Annotated in this window: 20 protein-coding genes, 1 tRNA gene and 1 pseudogene; 13 read left to right on the forward strand and 9 right to left on the reverse strand. The window is 70.9% G+C overall.

Translation table 11 applies throughout. From position 1 onward, the window contains the following. Nucleotides 1-61 precede the first annotated feature (61 nt). A complete protein-coding gene (locus tag AOK09_RS24015) occupies nucleotides 62-1,549 on the forward strand; it encodes a glycosyltransferase (RefSeq protein ID WP_055589319.1) in 1,488 nt (495 codons plus the stop codon). Nucleotides 1,550-1,603: 54 nt separating this feature from the next. Here AOK09_RS24015 and AOK09_RS24020 read toward each other — a convergent pair whose 3' ends face one another. Both AOK09_RS24020 and AOK09_RS24025 read right to left on the reverse strand, forming a co-directional pair. Further along, nucleotides 1,604-2,545 (reverse strand): PIN domain-containing protein, encoded by a 942-nt coding sequence (locus AOK09_RS24020; RefSeq protein ID WP_063796049.1) that lies wholly within the window; start codon nucleotides 2,543-2,545, stop codon nucleotides 1,604-1,606. 98 nt (nucleotides 2,546-2,643) lie between these two features. After that, on the reverse strand, nucleotides 2,644-3,960 hold the full coding sequence (locus AOK09_RS24025; RefSeq protein WP_245687451.1) for a helix-turn-helix transcriptional regulator: 1,317 nt from the start codon (nucleotides 3,958-3,960) through the stop codon (nucleotides 2,644-2,646). A 235-nt stretch (nucleotides 3,961-4,195) separates the two neighbouring features. Between AOK09_RS24025 and AOK09_RS24030 the strand changes: the two genes are divergently transcribed. The 3 genes from AOK09_RS24030 to AOK09_RS24040 are packed head-to-tail and all read left to right on the forward strand — an operon-like array spanning nucleotide 4,196 to nucleotide 6,989. Then, nucleotides 4,196-5,218 carry a dTDP-glucose 4,6-dehydratase gene (locus AOK09_RS24030; protein WP_055589322.1) on the forward strand — a complete coding sequence of 341 codons (1,023 nt, stop codon included), beginning with the start codon at nucleotides 4,196-4,198 and terminating at the stop codon, nucleotides 5,216-5,218. After that, entirely contained in the window at nucleotides 5,215-6,342 is a 1,128-nt protein-coding gene (locus AOK09_RS24035; RefSeq protein ID WP_055589323.1) for a DegT/DnrJ/EryC1/StrS family aminotransferase, read from the forward strand. The genes AOK09_RS24030 and AOK09_RS24035 overlap by 4 nt, the downstream gene beginning before the upstream one ends. Further along, entirely contained in the window at nucleotides 6,339-6,989 is a 651-nt protein-coding gene (locus AOK09_RS24040) for a formyltransferase family protein (protein ID WP_055589324.1), read from the forward strand. Before AOK09_RS24035 ends, AOK09_RS24040 begins: the two co-directional genes overlap by 4 nt. Nucleotides 6,990-7,054: 65 nt before the next feature. Here AOK09_RS24040 and AOK09_RS24045 read toward each other — a convergent pair whose 3' ends face one another. After that, the gene (locus tag AOK09_RS24045) at nucleotides 7,055-8,227 is read right to left on the reverse strand and encodes a UDP-N-acetylglucosamine--N-acetylmuramyl-(pentapeptide) pyrophosphoryl-undecaprenol N-acetylglucosamine transferase (protein ID WP_055589325.1); all 1,173 of its coding nucleotides are present in this window, start codon (nucleotides 8,225-8,227) and stop codon (nucleotides 7,055-7,057) included. 158 nt (nucleotides 8,228-8,385) lie between these two features. Further along, on the reverse strand, nucleotides 8,386-9,291 hold the full coding sequence (gene ku / locus AOK09_RS24050; RefSeq protein WP_245687452.1) for a non-homologous end joining protein Ku: 906 nt from the start codon (nucleotides 9,289-9,291) through the stop codon (nucleotides 8,386-8,388). A gap of 136 nt (nucleotides 9,292-9,427) precedes the next feature. Between ku and AOK09_RS24055 the strand changes: the two are divergent. Further along, nucleotides 9,428-9,601: pseudogene (locus tag AOK09_RS24055) on the forward strand (IS1380 family transposase); the annotation flags it as partial. A 254-nt stretch (nucleotides 9,602-9,855) separates the two neighbouring features. After that, nucleotides 9,856-10,308 carry a hypothetical protein gene (locus tag AOK09_RS24060; RefSeq protein ID WP_055589327.1) on the forward strand — a complete coding sequence of 151 codons (453 nt, stop codon included), beginning with the start codon at nucleotides 9,856-9,858 and terminating at the stop codon, nucleotides 10,306-10,308. A 75-nt stretch (nucleotides 10,309-10,383) separates the two neighbouring features. On the opposite strand, the gene AOK09_RS24065 is transcribed toward AOK09_RS24060, so the two are convergent. From AOK09_RS24065 to AOK09_RS38135, 5 genes are all read right to left on the reverse strand, one after another. Further along, entirely contained in the window at nucleotides 10,384-10,818 is a 435-nt protein-coding gene (locus AOK09_RS24065; protein ID WP_063796048.1) for a hypothetical protein, read from the reverse strand. A 208-nt stretch (nucleotides 10,819-11,026) separates the two neighbouring features. Further along, nucleotides 11,027-11,431 carry a peptidase inhibitor family I36 protein gene (locus AOK09_RS24070; RefSeq protein WP_055589329.1) on the reverse strand — a complete coding sequence of 135 codons (405 nt, stop codon included), beginning with the start codon at nucleotides 11,429-11,431 and terminating at the stop codon, nucleotides 11,027-11,029. A 274-nt stretch (nucleotides 11,432-11,705) separates the two neighbouring features. Continuing rightward, nucleotides 11,706-12,422, reverse strand: a complete 717-nt coding sequence (locus tag AOK09_RS24075; protein ID WP_157876015.1) for a hypothetical protein — start codon at nucleotides 12,420-12,422, stop codon at nucleotides 11,706-11,708. Nucleotides 12,423-12,554: 132 nt separating this feature from the next. Then, nucleotides 12,555-12,710, reverse strand: coding sequence for a hypothetical protein (locus tag AOK09_RS40360; RefSeq protein ID WP_157876016.1), 156 nt, complete (start codon nucleotides 12,708-12,710; stop codon nucleotides 12,555-12,557). 158 nt (nucleotides 12,711-12,868) lie between these two features. Continuing rightward, nucleotides 12,869-13,096 carry a hypothetical protein gene (locus AOK09_RS38135; protein WP_079063378.1) on the reverse strand — a complete coding sequence of 76 codons (228 nt, stop codon included), beginning with the start codon at nucleotides 13,094-13,096 and terminating at the stop codon, nucleotides 12,869-12,871. A 162-nt stretch (nucleotides 13,097-13,258) separates the two neighbouring features. Here AOK09_RS38135 and AOK09_RS24080 point away from each other — a divergent pair, with 162 nt between their 5' ends. The 7 genes from AOK09_RS24080 to AOK09_RS24110 form a co-directional block, all read left to right on the forward strand. Continuing rightward, on the forward strand, nucleotides 13,259-13,483 hold the full coding sequence (locus AOK09_RS24080) for a hypothetical protein (RefSeq protein WP_055589331.1): 225 nt from the start codon (nucleotides 13,259-13,261) through the stop codon (nucleotides 13,481-13,483). A gap of 258 nt (nucleotides 13,484-13,741) precedes the next feature. Further along, nucleotides 13,742-14,050, forward strand: coding sequence for a hypothetical protein (locus AOK09_RS24085; protein ID WP_055589332.1), 309 nt, complete (start codon nucleotides 13,742-13,744; stop codon nucleotides 14,048-14,050). 165 nt (nucleotides 14,051-14,215) lie between these two features. Next, nucleotides 14,216-14,929, forward strand: a complete 714-nt coding sequence (locus tag AOK09_RS24090; protein WP_055589333.1) for a hypothetical protein — start codon at nucleotides 14,216-14,218, stop codon at nucleotides 14,927-14,929. A gap of 91 nt (nucleotides 14,930-15,020) precedes the next feature. Next, the gene (locus tag AOK09_RS40365) at nucleotides 15,021-15,287 is read left to right on the forward strand and encodes a hypothetical protein (RefSeq protein WP_055589334.1); all 267 of its coding nucleotides are present in this window, start codon (nucleotides 15,021-15,023) and stop codon (nucleotides 15,285-15,287) included. A gap of 41 nt (nucleotides 15,288-15,328) precedes the next feature. After that, nucleotides 15,329-15,400: transfer RNA gene (locus AOK09_RS24100), tRNA-Ile, on the forward strand. Nucleotides 15,401-15,436: 36 nt separating this feature from the next. After that, on the forward strand, nucleotides 15,437-16,774 hold the full coding sequence (locus AOK09_RS40370; protein ID WP_055589335.1) for a hypothetical protein: 1,338 nt from the start codon (nucleotides 15,437-15,439) through the stop codon (nucleotides 16,772-16,774). Nucleotides 16,775-17,391: 617 nt separating this feature from the next. Then, the coding region (locus AOK09_RS24110) for a hypothetical protein (protein ID WP_055589336.1) at nucleotides 17,392-18,161 on the forward strand (770 nt) is incomplete at its 3' end.

Raw genomic sequence — 18,161 nt, forward strand, 5'->3', positions numbered from 1 at the left:
CCCCCCAGCCACCGGCCCCGCCCCCACAGGGCGGGGCCACACCACCCAAGGACCCGCACCCATGCACGACGAAGCCGGCCGGCGCCGCTACCTCGGCCTCGCCCTCCTCCTCGCCGCCGCCCTCACCGCCTACGCCCACCACCACCTCCACCGGCTCATCCACTCGCCGGGTCACCTCGTCGCCATCGACGCCCTCGGCTTCTGCTGGCTCGCCGGATCACTCCTGGCCGCGCACACCCACATGGACGTCCGCCTCTCCGCCCGGCAGCGCCGACAGCTCGACGCCCGCCGGGTCACCGTGATCGTCCCGCTGCACAACGAGGACCCGAAGACCTTCCGCGCCCTCCTGGACAGCGTCGCCGCCCAGTCGCGGCTGCCTCAGCGCCTCCACGTCGTCGACAACGGATCCTCGAACCGGGACTGCGCCGCGGTATTCGACGACTGGGCCCTCACCGCCCCCACAGGGATGGAGACCGCCTACGACGAGACCGGCCCCATCGGCAAGCGCCACGCTCAGGCCCTCGCCATCCGAGCCGACCAGATCGCGGACATCTACGTCACCCTCGACTCCGACACCGTCCTGGACCGCAACGCCATCGCCGAGGGCATCTCACCGTTCTCCCGCACCGACGTCACCAGCGTCGCCGGGCTCCTCCTCGGCCTCAACGCCCGCGCGAACTGGCTCACCAGGATGGTCGACCTGTCGTTCACGATGTCGTTCCTCAACGGCCGGGCGTCCTGGTCCCGCCTCGGCAGCGTCGTAGTCAACTGCGGCGGCCTCGCCTTCTACCGCGCCGACGTCGTCCGCCGGCACCTGCCGGACTACCTCACCCAAACCGTGTGGGGCCGCCGCGTCGCCAGCGGAGACGACCGCATGCTCACCTGCTACGCCCTCATCGAGGGCCGCACCGTCATCCAGGAACGCTCCGTCGGCTACACCCTGCTGCCGGAGAACCTGTCCCACCTCACCAGGCAGCGAGTCCGCTGGTGGAGGTCGTTCTTCTGGGGCGGCGGCTGGCTCCTCCAGACCTTCCCGCTCAGCAAGCCCGCATGGTGGCTGGTCCTGTGGCAGATGGGAAGCTTCGCCCTCTACACCTTCGTCCTGCCGACCGTCCTGATCGTCCACCCGCTGCAGAACGGCGGCCTCGCGCTCCCGTCCCTGGTGTACCTGGCCGGCCTGGCATGGCTGCGGTCCCTGCGGTACCTGATCGTGCGCCGCCCGGACATGACCTACCAGCAGCAGCTGCTCCAGTTCGCGCTCGCGCCGCTGTCCTCCGCCCTCAACCTGTACCTGTGCAGCTTCCTGCAGTACGTGGGACTGTGCACGTTCCTGAAGACCGGCTGGTCAACGCGGCAGCATGTGGAGGTGTCGATCGGCGCTGCGCCGGAGCTCGGCGCGGCAGAGGTCCTGGGCGTTGAGGCCGTCCCCATCGACGGGCCCACGGTGGAGCTCCCGCGGCCCCGCCCGCCGGCGGACACCGTGCCGCTGACCAAACTCCTGGACCCGGACACCGAGACGACACTGGAGAGCCCACTCCGCCGCCGCTGACCACACGCACCGCTGCGCCCCGCCGGCCGATGCCGGCGGGGCGCAGCGCTGTCCTCACTTCTCGACGAGGGTGGCCGTAGGCTCCTTCTGGCCCCGTCGGCGGCCCCCGCCGGCCCTCTCTTGCTTCGCGGGCTCCTCGCCCTGCGGCGTGGTCAGCTTCACCACCCGCAGGCCAGCCTGCCGGGCCCTCATGGACTGTCCGGTATCGAAGGTGACCAGGGTGACAGGGCGGCCAGCGAGCGACTGTACCGCCAGCGCACGGGCGATGATCTCCTCGTCCTCGATCGGAAGACGGCTGTGGCCCGGCGGGTCGAAAACAAGCTCCACCGTGATCTCGCCTCGGGGAATGCCGCCGTGATCGAGCGCCGAGAAGTCCTCGTCCCGCAGCCGCGCAGGCTGGTTGGGGTTCTGCAGCACCCGGTCCAGGACCGCGAGCGTGTACCCAGCCCGCCAGCGTGTTTGTTCCTGCCCTTTCTGCTTCAGGCCGTCGAGCTCATCGACGATGACCATAGGCACGAGCAGGTGGATCTTCTCTTCGCGGACCCCTATCGCTTTGGCGAAGTCCACTTCCTCCAGCTTGTCCTCGTGCCGGCAGTAGAAGCTGCTGTCTGCCACGACAAAGACACCTGGCCGGGACCAACGCTCGATCTGCTGGTCCAGCGCCTTCAACGCCGCCTCGAAGTCGTCGTACCGCTGGCCCATTTCCAGGTTGAGCAGGCCGTTAAGGAGCGGCCCAGTGGTGCCGCTGCCAAGGTCCGCGGCGCCCGCCAGCAGCGCGTCGTACCGGGGTGTTAGGACGAGGCTGCGCAGGTCGGAGTCGCTGATCTGCGTGCCCAGCAAGCGCACGGCTTCGTTCGCCCACCCCAGGTAGGCGAGGAGTCGATCGTGCGCCGAGCCGAAGTGGGCTCCCCGGAGGTTGCCGATCTCGTTGCCTACGTGGGCGACGTCCCGGCGGAGGTTGTCCCTGTGAGTGCCGGGTCTGCATGTGATGAGCATCCCCGCAGTGTCGCAGTCCGGTCTGACAATCAGTCCGAGTCGCTCTCCAATCGCCCTGGCCTCCGCCACTCACTCCCGGAGCCCGGTGGCGTGGCGGCTCAGGCGATTGCGGCGGCCCGCTGGTCGAGTTGCTCCGCAGCGGGCACCGTCCGGAGCCGGGCAAGGCGGGCGCGCATCTCGGACACTGCCTGCGTCACCTTGATGGAGCGGATGCCTTCAGCGGTGTCCAGGAAGCTGCTCCAGGTCTCCAGAGCCGCGTCCGTGTTCTCCCGCCGCAGATGCACCTGCCCCAGGTCCGCAAGGACGATCGCGCGGGTACGGCGCCGGTCCAGGCCGTGGATGTCGAGCGCATGCCGGAGATGATCCTGGGCAGCATCGAGGTCGCCCAGCCGCGCCAAGACCATGCCGGACTCGTGAGCCCACCGGCCCGCGTCGTAGTGGGCCGCCCAGGACTCACCCGGAGCCTTCGGCGCGGCCTCGATCGCGCTCTGGGATGCCGCCAAGGCGGTCGTAGCGGCCCGGCGGTCACCGTCCAGAGCCGCAGCGTTCGCGAGCGTGGCCTGGTAGTACGCCACCGCTCGCGGGTCTTCGATGCTGCCCGCGTAGTGCACACACTCCTCTGACAGCCGCACGGCGGCGGCCCGCTGCCCCAGGTCGATCGCCTGCACGGCCATCCCCCGCAGGGCCGTCGCGGCGAGCTCGGGGTCTCCGGCCTCGGCCGCCAGGCGATAGGAGTGGGCGTAGTACTGCTGGGCCAGTCCCTGATTGCCCTCGTCGCCGGCCATCCATCCGGCGAGGTGGACCAGCTGCGCGGTGGCGGCGAACAGCTCACGGCCGGTGGCCTCGGAGTAGGTACCGTGCAGCCAAGGCGCGACGTCCTGGGTGAGGTATCGGACGGCCAGGTGCCGGGCGTGGCCGCCGCCGAGTTCGGAGGCGGCATCGCCCAGGGCGGTGGTCATCTGGCGGATCGCGAGTACTTCGCCGCGGCCGACGCTGCTTGGTGTGCCGATGGCGGTTGCGCGGGTGCGGCGGGTTACGGCGTCGGGGTCGGGCAGGGACAGGGCGGCGAGCGCGTAGGCGCTGCTGGCGGTGAGGAACTGTCGGCGCTCCAAGTCTTCCCCTCCCAACCGGATCACTGATGCCACGCTATCCGAGGCTCGGACGTCAGGCGCGACGCCCGAAGATTCTGCGTCCGTATTGTCCGTTTCTGTGAGGTTGAGGGTGTTGATCAGATAGGGCAGCCAGTAGTCGGGTACCCGTCGCCCCTTTTCCCACCGGTACACCGATCCGCGGTCCAGGCCCGCAGGGCCGCGCCCCTCGGCAATGCCCAGCTTGCGGGCCAGTTGCGCCTGGCTCCAGCCGCGGCGCAGCCGGGCGGCTTGGATGCGTTCACTCCATGTCGCTTCCGCTGGCATCGCACCTCGCCCTCAGGCTGGCCTACACGGGCCTACGCAGGCATACAGTCTGGCAGCCACCTCCCAGCCGAAGCAGACAGTTGACTGGTTGTCGGACGCCGACGGACCGAATGGCATATTCCGCCCCGCCCCCACGCGTCCCGCCTGCCCCACACGCTTCCGACCGAGCCCCGGGGTGCGTGCCCGGCAGGTCCTGCCACAAGCAGCATCCACCACTCCCGCAGAGGGGGAACCCATGAGAAACGTGCTCGTCACCGGCGGCGCCGGGTTCATCGGCTCGCATTTCGTCAAGCGGCTGCTCCAGGCCGACGACGTGGCCCAGGTGACAGTCCTCGACGCCCTCACCTACGCCGGCAGCACCCAGAACCTCGGAGAAGCGTTCTGCTCCCCCAAGCTGGAGTTCGTCCACGGCAACGTCCTCGACACCCAGCTCGTGGACGACCTCACCGCCCGGCACACCGCGGTCGTCCACTTCGCTGCCGAGTCCCACGTCGACCGCTCCTTCACTACGGCCGGGACGTTCCTCACCACCAACGTCCACGGCACCCAGATCCTCGCGGACGCAGCCATGCGCAACGGCGTCCAGCGGTTCGTCCACGTCTCCACCGACGAGGTGTACGGACCGCTGCCGCAGGGCGCGGCCACCGAGGACTACCCGCTGCGCCCCACCGTCCCCTACGCCGCGTCCAAGGCGGCCAGTGACCTGATCGCCCTCAGCTACTGGCACACCTACGGGGCGCCGGTCTGCGTCACCCGGTCCTCGAACAACTACGGGCCCTGCCAGCACCCCGAGAAGATCATCCCGCTGTTCGTGACCCGCCTGCTGCGCGGCGAGCCCGTCACCCTCCACGACCGCGGCCAGCACATCCGCAACTGGCTGCACGTCGAGGACAACTGCGCCGGCATCGAGCTCGTCCTGCGCCGCGGCACACCGGGCGAGGTCTACAACATCGGCGGCGGCACCGACCTGTCCAGCAAAGAGCTGGCCGGAGAGCTGCTGCAAATCTGCGGCGCCGACTGGGACCAGGTCACCTACATCCCGGACCGCCTGTCCAACGACCTGCGGTACGCCATGGACTGGAGCAAGCTCGCCGCCCTCGGATACAACCCCGCCCGCGACTTCCACGCCGGGCTGATCGAGACCGCGCACTGGTACCGGGCCAACCCCGACCGGTGGGCCCCGCAGCTGCGGCGCCCGGTCGCACCAAAGCCGCGCACTGCCCTGCTGGCGCCCGTCGGCGAGGAGGTGCCGCAGTGACCGCGCCCACCATCCCCGCAACCGCACGGTGCAACGCCCGGCCGTACCTGCACGGCGTAGAGGCTGCCGCTGTCGTCGAGGCTTTGGACGCCGGCCAGTACGGGCACGGCGAGATCACCGAGGCGTTCGAGCGGGACGTCGCCGCGTTCCTCGGCGTGCCCGACGTGGTGGCCGTCGAGTCCGGCACCGCCGCGCTGCACCTCGCCCTGCTTACCGCCGGGATCGGGCCCGGTGACGAGGTCGTCGTCCCGTCGATGACGTTCTGCGCCAGCGTGCAGGCGATCCTCGCGTGCGGGGCCCGGCCGCGGTTCGCCGATGTCGACCCGGACACGCTGTGCGTCTCGGGTCGGACCGTGCTGGACGCGCTCACCCGCGACACCCGCGCAGTCATGCCGGTGCTGTACGGCGGCCGGGCCGTCTGCCTGGGCGGAGTCGTCGGGACCCTGGCCGAGCGCGGCATCGTCGTGGTCGAGGACGCGGCGCAGGCCTTCGGCTCCCGCCACGGCGCCCGGAAGGTCGGCGCCAGCGGGGAGATGACCTGCTTCAGTTTCGGGCCGATCAAGTCGCTGACGTGCGGGCAGGGCGGCGCGGTGGTCCCGCGCAGCCTGCAGGACGCCGCGATGCTGCGTGCCCTGCGGATGCTGGGCATCGTGCAGCCGCAGGCCGAGCGGATCCGGTCGACGACCTACACCGTGGACCGTCCCGGGCTGCGGTACCCCATGTCGGCGCTCAACGCGGCGATCGGCCGCGCCCAGCTCACCCGCTTCGACCAGATCGAGGCCAAGCGCCAGCGACTGTGGCGGGCCTACCGGGACGCGCTGGCAGACATTCACGGCCTGGCCCTGGTCGACGTTGACGTGAACCACACCGTCCCGTTCAACTGCGTGGTCCGCGTACTCAACGGCCGCGACCGGGTCTTCGCCGACCTCCGCGGCCAGGGCGTCGGCGTCGGCGTGCACTATCCGCCGAACCACCTCCAACCCGCGTTTGCCCCCTGGTACCGGCCCCTGCCCGTCACCGAGCAGGTCGCCCACCAGATCATGAGCCTGCCCTTCCACCCGGCGATGGACGAGCAGGCCGTCACGGCCGTAGCGGCCGCCGTACGCGCGGCGGTGCAGCGGTGAGGCGCGCGGCCGTCCTCGGCAAGGGCGCACTGGCGGCCCACGCCTGCGAGGTGATCGCATCCCTGCCCGGCACGGTCCTGGACACCGTCGTGCCGAACGCGGCCGAACCCGAGTGGGACGTGCGGCTGTCCCGGTACGTGGCGCAGCGCTGGCCGCTCACCCGCATCGTCCGGTCCGGCGACTGGCGGGAGCTGGAGCCCGGCCGGTGCCCGCTGGTGGTCAGCGTCCTCTACGACAAGATCATCGGCCGGGAGCTGATCGACGCCACCGACCAGATCGTCAACTGCCACCCCGGGCGGCTGCCCGAGTACCGGGGCGCGCGGCCGGTCAACTGGGCGCTGCGCAACGGCGAGCACCTCGCCGGCATCACCCTCCACCGCATCGACCCGGGGATCGACTCCGGGCCGATCCTCGCCGAGGCGCTGTTCTCCATCTGGCCCGGCACCGACGAGGTCCAGGACGTGTGGCTACGCGCCATGCAGTACGGGAAGCAGCTGCTCTCCGACGCCCTGCCGCGCCTGGACCAGATCACGCCCCGCCCGCAGGACACCTCACGCGCGGTGACGCACTACCTTCGGGACAACGCCCAGCTGGGGGAGCGGAGCGACTGGACCCGGCAGCAGTCGGCGAGCGCACCGGTGACCTGAGTGCAGGCGCGGCGAGGCTGGGACATCCCATCTGTCCCGGGCCTCGCCGCGTCAGCCGTCAGCCGTCAGCCGACGGCGGACAGCACCACGTCCACGAGCCGGTCCGCCGCATCCGGGCGGCCCAGCGCCCGAGCCCGCTCGGCCACCTCCACACGCCGCCCCGGATCGGCCAGCAGTGACGCCACCGCCTGCCGCAGGTCCTCCGGCCCGACCTCGCCCACCAGCGCCACGGCCGCACCCGCCTCCTGCAGATGCCGCGCGTTGTGCTCCTGCTCGCCCCCGGCCGACGTGGCCAGCGGGACGAAGACCGCCGCCTTGCCCAGCGCGGTCAGCTCGGCGAGCGTGCCCGCTCCGCTGCGGGAGACCACCACATCGGCCAGCGCCAGGACGTCGGGCAGCTCCGGGCCGACGAACCCGGCCAGGTAGTAGCGGCCCGTCAGCGACTGGGGCAGGCCTGCGGCCTGGTGCCGCAGGTCGGTCACGTTGGCCGGCCCGCACTGGTGGATGACGTTGGCGCGTTCCAGCAACCACGGCAGGACACCGCTCACCAGCGTGTTGATCTGCTGTGAGCCCTGGGCTCCGCCCGTGACGTAGATGGTGGGTAGAGCACGGTCGAAGCCGTGCAGCCCCAGCGCTTGGACCGCCTTGTCAGCGTGCCCGGCCAGCACCTCAGGCCGCACAGGGTTGCCGGTGACCACCGCGGCGCCGCGGGCCGCCTCCGGCAGCAGCGGCAACGTGGACTCCGAGGAGACCGCGACCCGGGTCGCCCGAGGGGCGAGGGTGCGGTTCGCCAGCCCGAGGCGCACCGTCTGCTCGTGGACCACCAGGGGACGGTGGCACAGCCGCGCGGCCAGGCCGACCGGCACGGCGACGTACCCGCCGGTCGCGAGCACCACGTCGGGGCGGAACCGCGAGATGATCGACCGGGCCTGCGCCACACCGAGCGGCACCCGGCCCATGTCCTTGATGTTCGCGGGGGACAGCATCTTCAGCGGGTTGCTGGAGCGCCGCAGCTTGCCGGTCGCCACCGCCTCGAACGCGATCCCCTCGGCGGCCGCCACGCGGGCCTCCAGGCCGTCGGCGGTGCCGACCCAGAGCACATCCAGCGCCCGCCCCTCGGCCGCCAGACGGGCCTGCAGCGTTCGCACCGCGGTCAACGCGGGGTAGGTGTGGCCGCCGGTCCCGCCGCCTGTCACGATCAGGCGGAAGGCGCCGACTGGGCTGGGCTCAGTTTTCACCGGGGTGCTCCCATCTGGGTCCGCCGGGGCGTGCGTGCCTTGGCGGCCCCGGCGCCACAGAGCGTGCCATATCGGAGCCAGCATGGTCGGGGACTGCGCCGACATCTGACCCATCTGCCTGACGCACCATGAAGCAGTGGTGCAGATCGAGTGAGCGGTCAGCCGACGCTGCGCTTGCGGGCGGTCTTCTTCGCCGCGGCCTTCTTCTGTGCCCCCGTTGGCTGGCCGGCGGTCTTCCGGCCGGTCTTGCCCTGCGCGGGTGCGGGTGGCGCCTCATCGGGATGCCGGCTGCGCTGGGCCTCGTCGACGGAGGCCTGCAACGCGGCCATCAGGTCCACCACCCCGGCGGGCAGCACCTGGGCGCCGGGCGCGTGGGGCGGCTCGACACCGGCCAGCTTCGCCTCGACGACCTTCTCCAGGGCGTGCCGGTACTCGTCCCGCTGCTCCTCAAGGCGGAAGTCCTCCGAGATCACCTGCATCAGGGACCGGGCCATCTGCAGCTCCTGGCGGCGTGGCTCGGGCGCAGCGGGGGCGATGCCTGCGGTGGGGCGGATCTCGTCGGGCCACAGCAGCGTGTGGAGGACCAGGACATCGTCGCGGACCTGGAGGACCGCCAGACTCTCGCGGGTGCGGATCGCGACGCGGCAGATCGCGACCTGCCCGGACTCGGCGAGGGCGTCCCGCAGCAGGACGTAGGGGCGGCCGGCGGCCGAACCGTCGGCGCCGAGGTAGTAGGGCTTGTCGTAGGCAAGGGGGTCGATGTCGGTGGCGGCGACGAAGGCGAGGACTTCGATGCTCTTGGTGGTGGGGAGCGGGAGGTCTGCGAGGTCGTCTTTGGTGAGGATGACAGTGCGGCCGTCTGGGGCTTCGTAGCCGCGCACCACCTCGTGGTACGGCACCTCGACACCCTCGGCCTCGCAAAAGCGGCGCATGCGGATCCGGGCGCCGTCCCGGGCGTGGACCTGGTGCAGCGGCACGGCATGCTGCTCGGTCGCGGAGAACACGGTCACCGGGATGCTGACCAGACCGAAGCTGATGTGGACTTTGGCGATGGTCTGCGGCACCGGTCACCTCCCGCGGGCAAGGGCGGCCCGGCGTCCTGCCAGAGACCGGGCCGCTGCCTCTATCCCATCCCGTCTCGGCCGGGGCCGCCACCGGGAGCGGCCGCCCCGGGGATCGGTGCGGCCAGCAGCACCGCCTCGCAATCTCCCGCTGCGCCGGGCCGCACAGAACCGGGTCTGGCTGGAGATCGTCCAGATCGCCCTGGCCGTCGAAGCCCACCGCTGGGAACTCAAACGGCTACGGCTGCGGATGTCCGCCGCAGAACAGCTCGCCACCACGGGCGGCCAGCGCTACCTCCGCCTCGCCCAGCACTGACGTAGACCAGAGTGATCGCAGACGACGCGTCCGACCCCCTGCGGGCGCTACGGACTCCCGGCTGACTAGCGTCAGCGCTCTACACCGCCGAATCCCTCGACCCACCTGGAGCAGGGAGCCCGGCGCTCACCCAACGCGACAGCCGGGCCAACAGCCTGCCCGCCACCCGCTCCGGCAAGCCGAATCGACCCGCAGGAGCCGACGGACGGCCACGAAAGATTGAGGCTGGCCAAGGAAGAGTCGACAGTGCCATGATCGTCGCCGCAAGATCGCCCAGGTCTTTGGAGAGCATCATGTTCAAGGCAAGCGCCCGTCGCCTACCGAAGCGCATAGCGGCCACGCTCCTGACTACAAGCCTTGCGCTCGGCGTCAGCGTCGTAGCAGCGCCCACCGCAAACGCTAGCGGGTGCACCTACTGGGACCCCCGAACCAACGGCGAGGGCGGTGGCACGTTCAAAATCAGCACCTATCTCCGTCAGGGCGAGGAGTCTGCCTGCGACTACGGCGCATATGCCTCGGCGGGGACCAAGTTCTATGGGTGGTGCTGGGTCCTCAACCAGTACGGCAACGTGTGGTGGTACGGCCGCCTGGAGGGAACCGACCTCTACGGCTGGACCGCGGCGGCCAACCTCAACGACCTCCAGATCGACGACGACGGTGACGGGATTTACGAGCCTCAGTACTGTTGGGACAGCCTCGGCTGAGGGATGCGGTAGCGGGGTGGCCACGCAGGCTGTGGCGTATGCCGAAGGCGGTGCACCCCGCTGCGGTGGCACGTTCTATCCCATGCCGCCGCGGCGCCGGCTGCTGTCGTCCTGGGTACGCCGAGGCGGCGGCCGCCACCGCACCCCACGGATCAACGCGTCCGCGAGCATGCCGACCTGCTGCTCCAGCTGCGCGAGACGCGCTCCCTCCTCGGAGTACACGCTGAGCGCCTTCTCGATGACGTCCGGCTCCAGGCCCGCCTCGCGGAGGTCGGCGCGGGTGGTGGAGAACCCGCGCCTGGCCGCGTTGAGCGAGGCCTCGATCTCCCGCTGTGCCATGTACGCGAGGATCGCGGGTTCCTGCCGCAGGACGCCGTGGCGTCGGTAGCCGGGCGGCATCCACTGGATGAGCCAGCGCGCGGCGGAGTCTTCCCAGCCCTCGGTGCCGGGTGGGGTCACCTCGCGGGGCCAGCCTGGTGGGACGTTCGGGGGCGGAGGCGACTCGGTCACGATCTCTATGCTGCGGCGCCCGGGCCACGGTGACCACCGGGGCGCAAGGGCCCGGCCAGGGCAGCAAGTGGGGGGCGGGCTGCCCGACCGGGCCATGTATCTCTCACGCGGCGGCAGACCGTGCGCGAGCGGGGTCGCCGCCTACCGGTGTATTCCGGAGCGGCCCCCGCCGCGGTTGGACGGATCGGGCCATACGGCCCAACGCCCCCTAGTTCCAGTAGCTGTTGGGGTTCTGGCTCTGCTCGCATACGGTGCCAAAGGGGTAGCCCAGGTTGGTCACGCCGATGTTGCTGCTGAAGCCTCCGGAGACCAGCGTCCGGTGTTTGTACCAGATGTTGTAGTCGTTGGTGTCCCACACGTAGGCGTCCACGGGGAGGTTGTTCACGTAGGACACGACGGAGCTGAACCCGGGGGAGGCTGACTGGATCAGGTAGCAGGAGTTGGTGCTGGTGCTCTTGATTTCGAACCCGGTGAAGCCGTCTCCGTCCCAGACACAGAGCGTGGATGCGGGGCAGCCGCCGGTACCGACTGCCGCGGAGGCGGGAGCCGGGTTAGCAGCGAGCACTGCACCTGCCAGCGCGAGGGCGCCTATCGTGGCCGAAATCTTGTTCATCGACGCGTCCGTCCTATCTTGATGATCTTCGAGAGGCAGGAGGACGATAGCGGCCCGAGTCCACTGTGAACAGGGCTGCTGCGCCCGCGCTGTCCCGAGAGTCAGCGCGAGTGGATCGCGGTCGTAGGTTGGGGCGGCGGCGCGCCCGGCCGGGCCGCACACCAGTCTCACGCGGCAGCGGGCTGGCGCGCGAAAAGGGGCTGCCCGTGGGGGTGTACCGGGCAGCCCCCTACCTCGTGAACGACCCGATCGGGCCGGCGTCACGGCAATCGAGCTACTTCACCGGCTTCCACGTCCCGCATCCCTCGGACGTGAACATCCCATCGGAGGACCGGACCGTCACCGTGATCTCCCTGGCCGCAGAGGCGAAGTTGTTGGCGATGATCTCCCCGGACCGGGTCAACCGCTCCCAGTAGCAGTCCTCCAGGTCGCCCTTGGTCCGGTACGTGCCCGGCTTGATGTCCTTGCCGACCTCGTACTTGCCGTTGGAGTACCAGTGCTCGTAGGTACCGTTCAGGGCCGCGGTCACGACCTTCTTCCACCCCGGGCACAGCTTCGGGATGCCACCCTTGAGCAGCTTCCCGTCGTCGGTGTGTTCCCCGTCGACAAGCCACTGCGAGAAGTTGTCGTGCGCGTCCTCGCTCTTGAGGTCGTCCAGGGTGTCGCAAATGTCTTGGACCTCGTCAGCTGGCGTGTCGTAGGTGCCGTCGTCCCACGACCAGCCGTTGGCGTCGGCTGCAGTGTTGATGTCCGTCTCGGGCCCGGGCTCCTCTGCGGTGTCTTCGGTGGGGGTGTCGTCCGCAGGCTCCTCAGTTGGATCGCTGGAAGCCGTGGGGGTGAGGATTTCAGTGGGGGAGGCGCCGGCGCTCGCGGGAGTATTGCCGCTGCCGCAGGCGGTGAGGGCGATGGCTGTCACCGCAGCGGCGGTGATGGTGATGAGCTGGCGGCGCACTGCTCCCCCGGAGTGGTTGTGGCGATCGTGTGCGCACATGGTGACAGTGGGGCGGAGCCCCGAGTCGCGATAAGCGATTGATCGTGTCCCGACCGTGACCGGCGGCCCTTGGCGTCCGCGGCGACGCTGCGGCCCGCCCGCTCCGGCAGGACAGGCGGGCCGCGTCCGGGCTCAATCGCCCAGAAGGTTGCCGACCACGATGCCGGCGGCGCTGACCGCGATTGCGGGGACGCCGAGGGCCTTGGCCTGCGCGGCGCTCCACTTGTGCAATACCGCCACGCCGACGACGCAGCCGATCAGGGCCAGCCATCGTTGCTCCTTAGACATGCGGATCACCTCCTTCCCGCCTCGATATGCGGCAGGGCCCCGCCTGTGGGTGGCGGGGCCCGGCTCTCGTCTTCGAGGCGGTCTCAGCTTGGCAGGTAGGTCCGACAATCAGCCCGGAGGTGGTTGTTGACGCTGCTCAGACGCCTCCGGACGGGGTGTCACCGGCACCCGTCGAACGGGTTGGACCACGGCCCGGGCGCCGGCCGGTCGGGGAGTTTGGCTCCGGGTCGGCGCATGTACCAGCGGATGAACTCGCGGACGACGGCGGCGCGGGGGCTGCGGCCCTCCGGGTGGACGGCCTTCGTTGCAGCCTCGAAGGGCACCCACTCATCGTCTGGGATGCGCATTTGACGGGGCTTGTCGTAGTCCGCGCTGTCGGGGGCCATGTGGGGAGGGTAGCTGGTCGTAGCTACAGCGAGCAACGGTGCGCGGGATGGATGTAGCTACATGACTTGGGTGGTTCGGCTTGTTTTGTAGCTACGTAGGCGTTAGATTTGTAGCTACAAGGAAGGGCGCACCGCCCGACCGGCAACCCGAGAGGGAACGCCATGTCTGCCAGCGCCCGCCGCTCCATCCGCCGCCTCGCCGCCGCCATCCGAGCCGCCGCCCAACTCGACGTCGCCACCCTCTTCGCCCTCATCGACGGCGACACCGGCACCGTCCTCGCCGACGGCCACCTCATCCGCACCGGCGACCACCTGGAGCAGCACGGCGGCGGCGACCTCCGCGACGGCTACCAGTCCTGGTACGGCCGCCACGTCGCCGACGCCTAGCGCGCCCGCACCGGCGCCGACCCGCTCCGCGCCTGGGCCCGCCACCGCACCACCGGCCGATGGGTCCGGGTCTGCGTCTACGACCCGAGCGACCCCGCCCTGGACGAGGGCCTGCGCTCCTACGCCCGGACCCGGCACCTGGCCCCCGTCCTCAACGGCTGACCACCCCGCAGACCGGCGGCGCGGACACGCGACCCGGCCCCAAGGGGGCCACCGACTCGCTTCCGCGCCGCCACCCACCACCGCAAGGAGCAGCACATGCACGGCCGCCGCACGTTCCCCGCCGCCCAGTACGCCGACTCCGACATCGTGGCGTTCCCGCACAGCCCGGACCGGCCACACGTCATCACCGCACTGTCGCTCGCCGCCGACCACACCGTGGTCCACCTGACGACCAGCGTCGACGGGCTCTCCCAGGAGTGGGCCGTCCCGGCTGACCTGCCGCTGCTCGCGCACCGCCGGATCCGGACGATGACGCCCCTCTGCATGATCTGCAGCTCCGGTGTCCAGGTCGAGTTCGACACGGCGGCCGCGTCCTTCCACGCCGTGATCTGTGCCCGGCACTGATGTGTAGACCGGCGGGGCCTGTGCCTCGTTGAGGTAGAGCGCCGCCGGGTCACCCTCGCCTTCCCAGCAAGCCCTCTCCCCGTGCCTGGCTGTGTCCCGGCCATCCCCAACCCGGGACGCAGCCAACCCACCTCCCGTGCCGCACCGAACGAACGGAGAAACCCCATGTCCTACCGGCTGATCGTCACCCGCCCGACCGGCACGCAGTACCAGTCCAGCACGGAGCCTCTGCCGGACCGCGAGGCCGTCGGCATGGAGGCGCTGAAGGTGCTGGCGCGCCAGAACGTGGCCTACGGCCGGGGCGGCATGGAGTTCGGCTGGCAGGTCCGGGACGCCGCCCTCGGCACGACCCTCACGTACGGCCAGACCGGCTTCGGCTTCTGCGTCGACCACTTCGAGCCCCAGGCCGCCGAGGTGGAGCGACTGCGGGCGCGGGTCGCCGAGCTGGAGACCGCCACCGAGCATTCGCTGTGCCCGAGCAACACACCGTCCGGCGAGCCCGACACTGCCCACTGGTGCGCCCTGCCTGCGGGCCATGCCGTTCCCCTGCACCAGTCCAAGTACGGCACCGTCTGGACGGAGAGGGAAGCCGAGCGGCGCAACCCTGCCCGCCATGTCGCCGAGCTGGAGGCCGCCACCCAGCCCACCCTGTACCTCGCCCTGTACGAGGGCGCCGAGCCCGAGCTCTTCACCACCGAGCAGGCGGCCCGCGACTGCTGCGACGACCTCGCCAAGGCCGAGGCGAACGGCCGGTGCTGGGACTGGATGCGTCCGGATGAGAACGGGGTGGTGGAGCAGTGGTGGGTGCATGAGGACAACGACGCGCCGACGTATGCGACCGGCGGCGTGATCATGCCGGTTACCCCGCACTCCGCCTGAGCCCGGCGCCCCGGCGTCGCCCGCCCCGCTCGTCGGAGTGGACGGCGCCGGAGTACCGGACCCGCCGGCACCCAACCCCACGGAGAACACCATGGCCACCGGCCCCCAGCACTACACCGAAGCCGAGAGCTTCCTGCGCGCCTGCACGACGTCGGACGGCGCCCTCATCGTCGGCGAGGACACCCACGTGCTGCTCGCCGCCGCGCAGGTCCACGCCACCCTCGCGCTCGCCGCCGCCACGGCGACCGCCGCACCCCTCGACGGCGAGGCCGACAGCGGCATGCCGCCCGCCGACGCCAAGGCTTGGTACGCCGCCGTAGGTGCCAACGCCCAGGCCACCACCGCCGGCGAGGGCTGACCCACCCCGGTCCGGCCGTCTGTCCCCGCGGCCGGGCCCCCGCCTCCGTAGCTCAGTGGCAGAGCAGCCGCGTTATGAGCGGCAGCGCGCCGGTTCGAACCCGGCCGGAGGTACTCCACCACCGCGCCACCGACCAGGAGACACCCCGCATGGACTTCGAGCACTTCGCCATCCGCAGCGAGGACGGCCGGATCTTCTACCACCTCAGTGGCATCAAGGCCGGTTACTACGGCCAGACCACCACCGTCACCGCCGACGGCCACCCCATGACACAGCTCGGCGAGCGCGCCAACTGGTGGGTCGTCACCGCAGACCGCGTCGCCGACGCGATCACCGTGACCTACCACCGCTCCGATGAGACCGTCGGCTGGAAGATCAAGGACGCCGCCAAGGCCTCCGAGATCTTCCCGCTGGAGCTCACCTGCACCCAGCACAGCGACCTGGAGGAGAGCTACGGCAGCGCGGCGTACCGCCTCTACGAGCCCGTCACCAAGCCCCGCGACCCGATCGTCGAGCAGCTCGCCGGCCCCTGGCGGCTCCTGGACGGCGACGCCCCCGAGATCAAGCCGGACCGGCCCTGGGTCGCGGACATCCCGAAGGCGCTCATCCAGCACCCCCAGTACCACCGCTACCTGCCCGGCCGCATCCCTGGCCTCTACTCCGAGGTGCAGGAGAGGGCCAAGAAGATGAGGCACGTTCAGTACGCCTTCGACGCCCGCGATGGCCAGCCCAAGGGCCTCTACATCACTATCCAGGTGCCCTTCGAGACCCCTCGGTCCCGGTGGCGTGCCGACACCGGCCGGCGCGGCCAGGAGCTGCGCAGCGGCCGCAACGTGCCGGTGCTCGCTCGCCGGGAGCTGTACCTGCCTGTCCCGGACAGTGTCCAGGCGACACGTACGGTGAGGCTCTGGCTACGTACGAGGAGCAGCTGCAGTTCTGGCTGGGCGTTCTGGAGGCCGCGAACGTGCGGGCGTGCGACGCCTGCCATGGCACCGGTCACGTGCCGGACGGCTCCGAGACGTACGAGAACGAGAAGCGCTGAACGACCGCGCCACCGTCGACCCGCGGGGTCGGCCGGGTGCCGGGGGGAATCACATGACCTACGCCACCGCCACGGGGCCGGCCCCGATGCTGCGCCCGGTTCCGCTCCCTGCAGACCGCCGTTGCGCGAACCCGTGCTGTGGGCACCCGCCCCGGGCCGACTGGCCGTGGTGCTCCTGGCGGTGCCGGAACGAGGACGACCGGCACTGACCGGTCCTCACGACTGCGGCCCCACCCGATTCGCCCGGGTGGGGCCGCTGTGTCGCGCGCATGGCGGTCTACTCCGGCGGGGCTTCGGCCTCGCGCTTCCTCTCCAGATCGGTGCGCCGTCCCTGGCCAGCCTTGCGGCGGCGGAAGTACGGCTCGGCCACCCGCCAGTCGACTGCCCTGGACCTTCCGACCGTGACGACTTCGGGGAAGTCGGGATCCTCCCGAGAGAGCTGTGACACGCGCTGATGGCTGATCGACGCCACCACGTTCTCGGCGACGAGCCTGCGCGCCAGCTCCCGGAATGACACCAACTCTGGCCCCCCTTCGGATCCGGCCATGGTCACCATTCTCCACCAACTTCTAGCCATATGGCTATAAGTTGGCTACGCTCGATCCTGCAACAAGGAAGGCCCCGGCCGGCGCGCGAACGCCATATGGCCGGGGCCAGTCCCACCCCCTACCGCGAAGCCAGGGAGCAGGACCAATGCCCGATCGTAGCGATCGCAGGCCCGCCCAGAGCGGTGCGGCAGCACCTTCCGAACCCAGCCAGGCCACCGAGCCTGCCGCGACGCCCGTCCAGACGCCCCGTCCCGGGTACGTCGACGCTGTTCAGGACATCACCACGGGCGCTGCCGAGGCCGCGTCCGCACTCGCGGGGAACGCCGGGTGACGGCCGTCGCCGTGGCGGCCGACGACGACAACGACCCTTGGCTGCCCAAGATCCCCGGCCCCCGCAAGGCGCCCGAGCAGCACTGCGCCTGACCAGCCGCCGGGTGGCGGCGCGGAAGGCCAGCACTGCCCGGCGCAGCGCCGAGGCCACCGCCCGCCCCCGACACGAACGGAGCACATCCCCATGGCACGCAGCACCCGCCTCGAGCGCCAGGTCCCGCACGTCGTGGACGGCCGCGAGCGCATGGTCCGCGAGACCTACACCGTCCCCGCCCCGCCGAGGGACTGGGACCAGATCGTCCTGAACGCCGTCACCGTGATCGCCGTCATCGTCTTGGCGGCCTCGGTCGCCTGGACCACCGCGTCCGTCGGCGACCTCCTCGGCCACGCGGTCCTCGCCGCGATCGCGTACGGCGCAGCGTCGGCGTTCGACCTCGTCTGGATCGGCTGCATGGCCGTGGAGTGGCTGGCCCGCTACGAGCCCGCGCAGGCCCGCACACCACAGGTCGCCGGAATCGTGGCGCTGCTGCTGTCCATGACCGCGGTCGCGGTCCACGGCTGGTGGCTGCTGCACTCGCCGGCCGTCGGCCTGATTGGCGCGGGAGTGAGCCTGCTGGCTAAGGGGCTGTGGACGGTGGTGCTGCGACACACGGCCCGGCCGCTGGATGACCGGACCCGGCAGTGGTTCGAGCTGGAGCTGGGGGAGTTGAACGTCGAGCTGGGTGCGCTTCCGCTCAAGCGGCGCGCGGCCCGGGGGAGGGCGTTGCTGGCCGCGGAGCAGCAGGCGCTGGGGGTGACCCTGTCGGACGGGGTGTCGGACACCCCGGTGACGGTCGTCACGACACCCGTCCCTCCGGCGGTTCCCGCGGCGCCGGTGGCGGCGGTGAGCAGCGTCAACGCCCTGCCGACGCCTGTCCCGACGGCCCCGTCCGCTACTCCGGCGCAGCCGCCCCC

It is taken from the genome of Peterkaempfera griseoplana, from assembly GCF_001418575.1.
Lineage (GTDB): Bacteria > Actinomycetota > Actinomycetes > Streptomycetales > Streptomycetaceae > Peterkaempfera > Peterkaempfera griseoplana.

Excerpts from the sequence above, each read along its gene's own strand:
- AOK09_RS40370 (WP_055589335.1), top strand. The coding sequence starts at position 15,437 with ATGGACTTCGAGCACTTCGCCATCCGCAGCGAGGACGGCCGGATCTTC.
- AOK09_RS24020 (WP_063796049.1), bottom strand. The coding sequence starts at position 2,545 with ATGCTCATCACATGCAGACCCGGCACTCACAGGGACAACCTCCGCCGG.
- AOK09_RS24080 (WP_055589331.1), top strand. The coding sequence starts at position 13,259 with ATGTCTGCCAGCGCCCGCCGCTCCATCCGCCGCCTCGCCGCCGCCATC.
- AOK09_RS40365 (WP_055589334.1), top strand. The coding sequence starts at position 15,021 with ATGGCCACCGGCCCCCAGCACTACACCGAAGCCGAGAGCTTCCTGCGC.
- AOK09_RS24025 (WP_245687451.1), bottom strand. The coding sequence starts at position 3,960 with ATGCCAGCGGAAGCGACATGGAGTGAACGCATCCAAGCCGCCCGGCTG.
- AOK09_RS24015 (WP_055589319.1), top strand. The coding sequence starts at position 62 with ATGCACGACGAAGCCGGCCGGCGCCGCTACCTCGGCCTCGCCCTCCTC.
- AOK09_RS24070 (WP_055589329.1), bottom strand. The coding sequence starts at position 11,431 with ATGAACAAGATTTCGGCCACGATAGGCGCCCTCGCGCTGGCAGGTGCA.
- AOK09_RS24085 (WP_055589332.1), top strand. The coding sequence starts at position 13,742 with ATGCACGGCCGCCGCACGTTCCCCGCCGCCCAGTACGCCGACTCCGAC.
- AOK09_RS38135 (WP_079063378.1), bottom strand. The coding sequence starts at position 13,096 with ATGGCCCCCGACAGCGCGGACTACGACAAGCCCCGTCAAATGCGCATC.
- AOK09_RS40360 (WP_157876016.1), bottom strand. The coding sequence starts at position 12,710 with ATGTCTAAGGAGCAACGATGGCTGGCCCTGATCGGCTGCGTCGTCGGC.
- AOK09_RS24090 (WP_055589333.1), top strand. The coding sequence starts at position 14,216 with ATGTCCTACCGGCTGATCGTCACCCGCCCGACCGGCACGCAGTACCAG.
- AOK09_RS24075 (WP_157876015.1), bottom strand. The coding sequence starts at position 12,422 with ATGTGCGCACACGATCGCCACAACCACTCCGGGGGAGCAGTGCGCCGC.
- AOK09_RS24060 (WP_055589327.1), top strand. The coding sequence starts at position 9,856 with ATGATCGTCGCCGCAAGATCGCCCAGGTCTTTGGAGAGCATCATGTTC.
- AOK09_RS24030 (WP_055589322.1), top strand. The coding sequence starts at position 4,196 with ATGAGAAACGTGCTCGTCACCGGCGGCGCCGGGTTCATCGGCTCGCAT.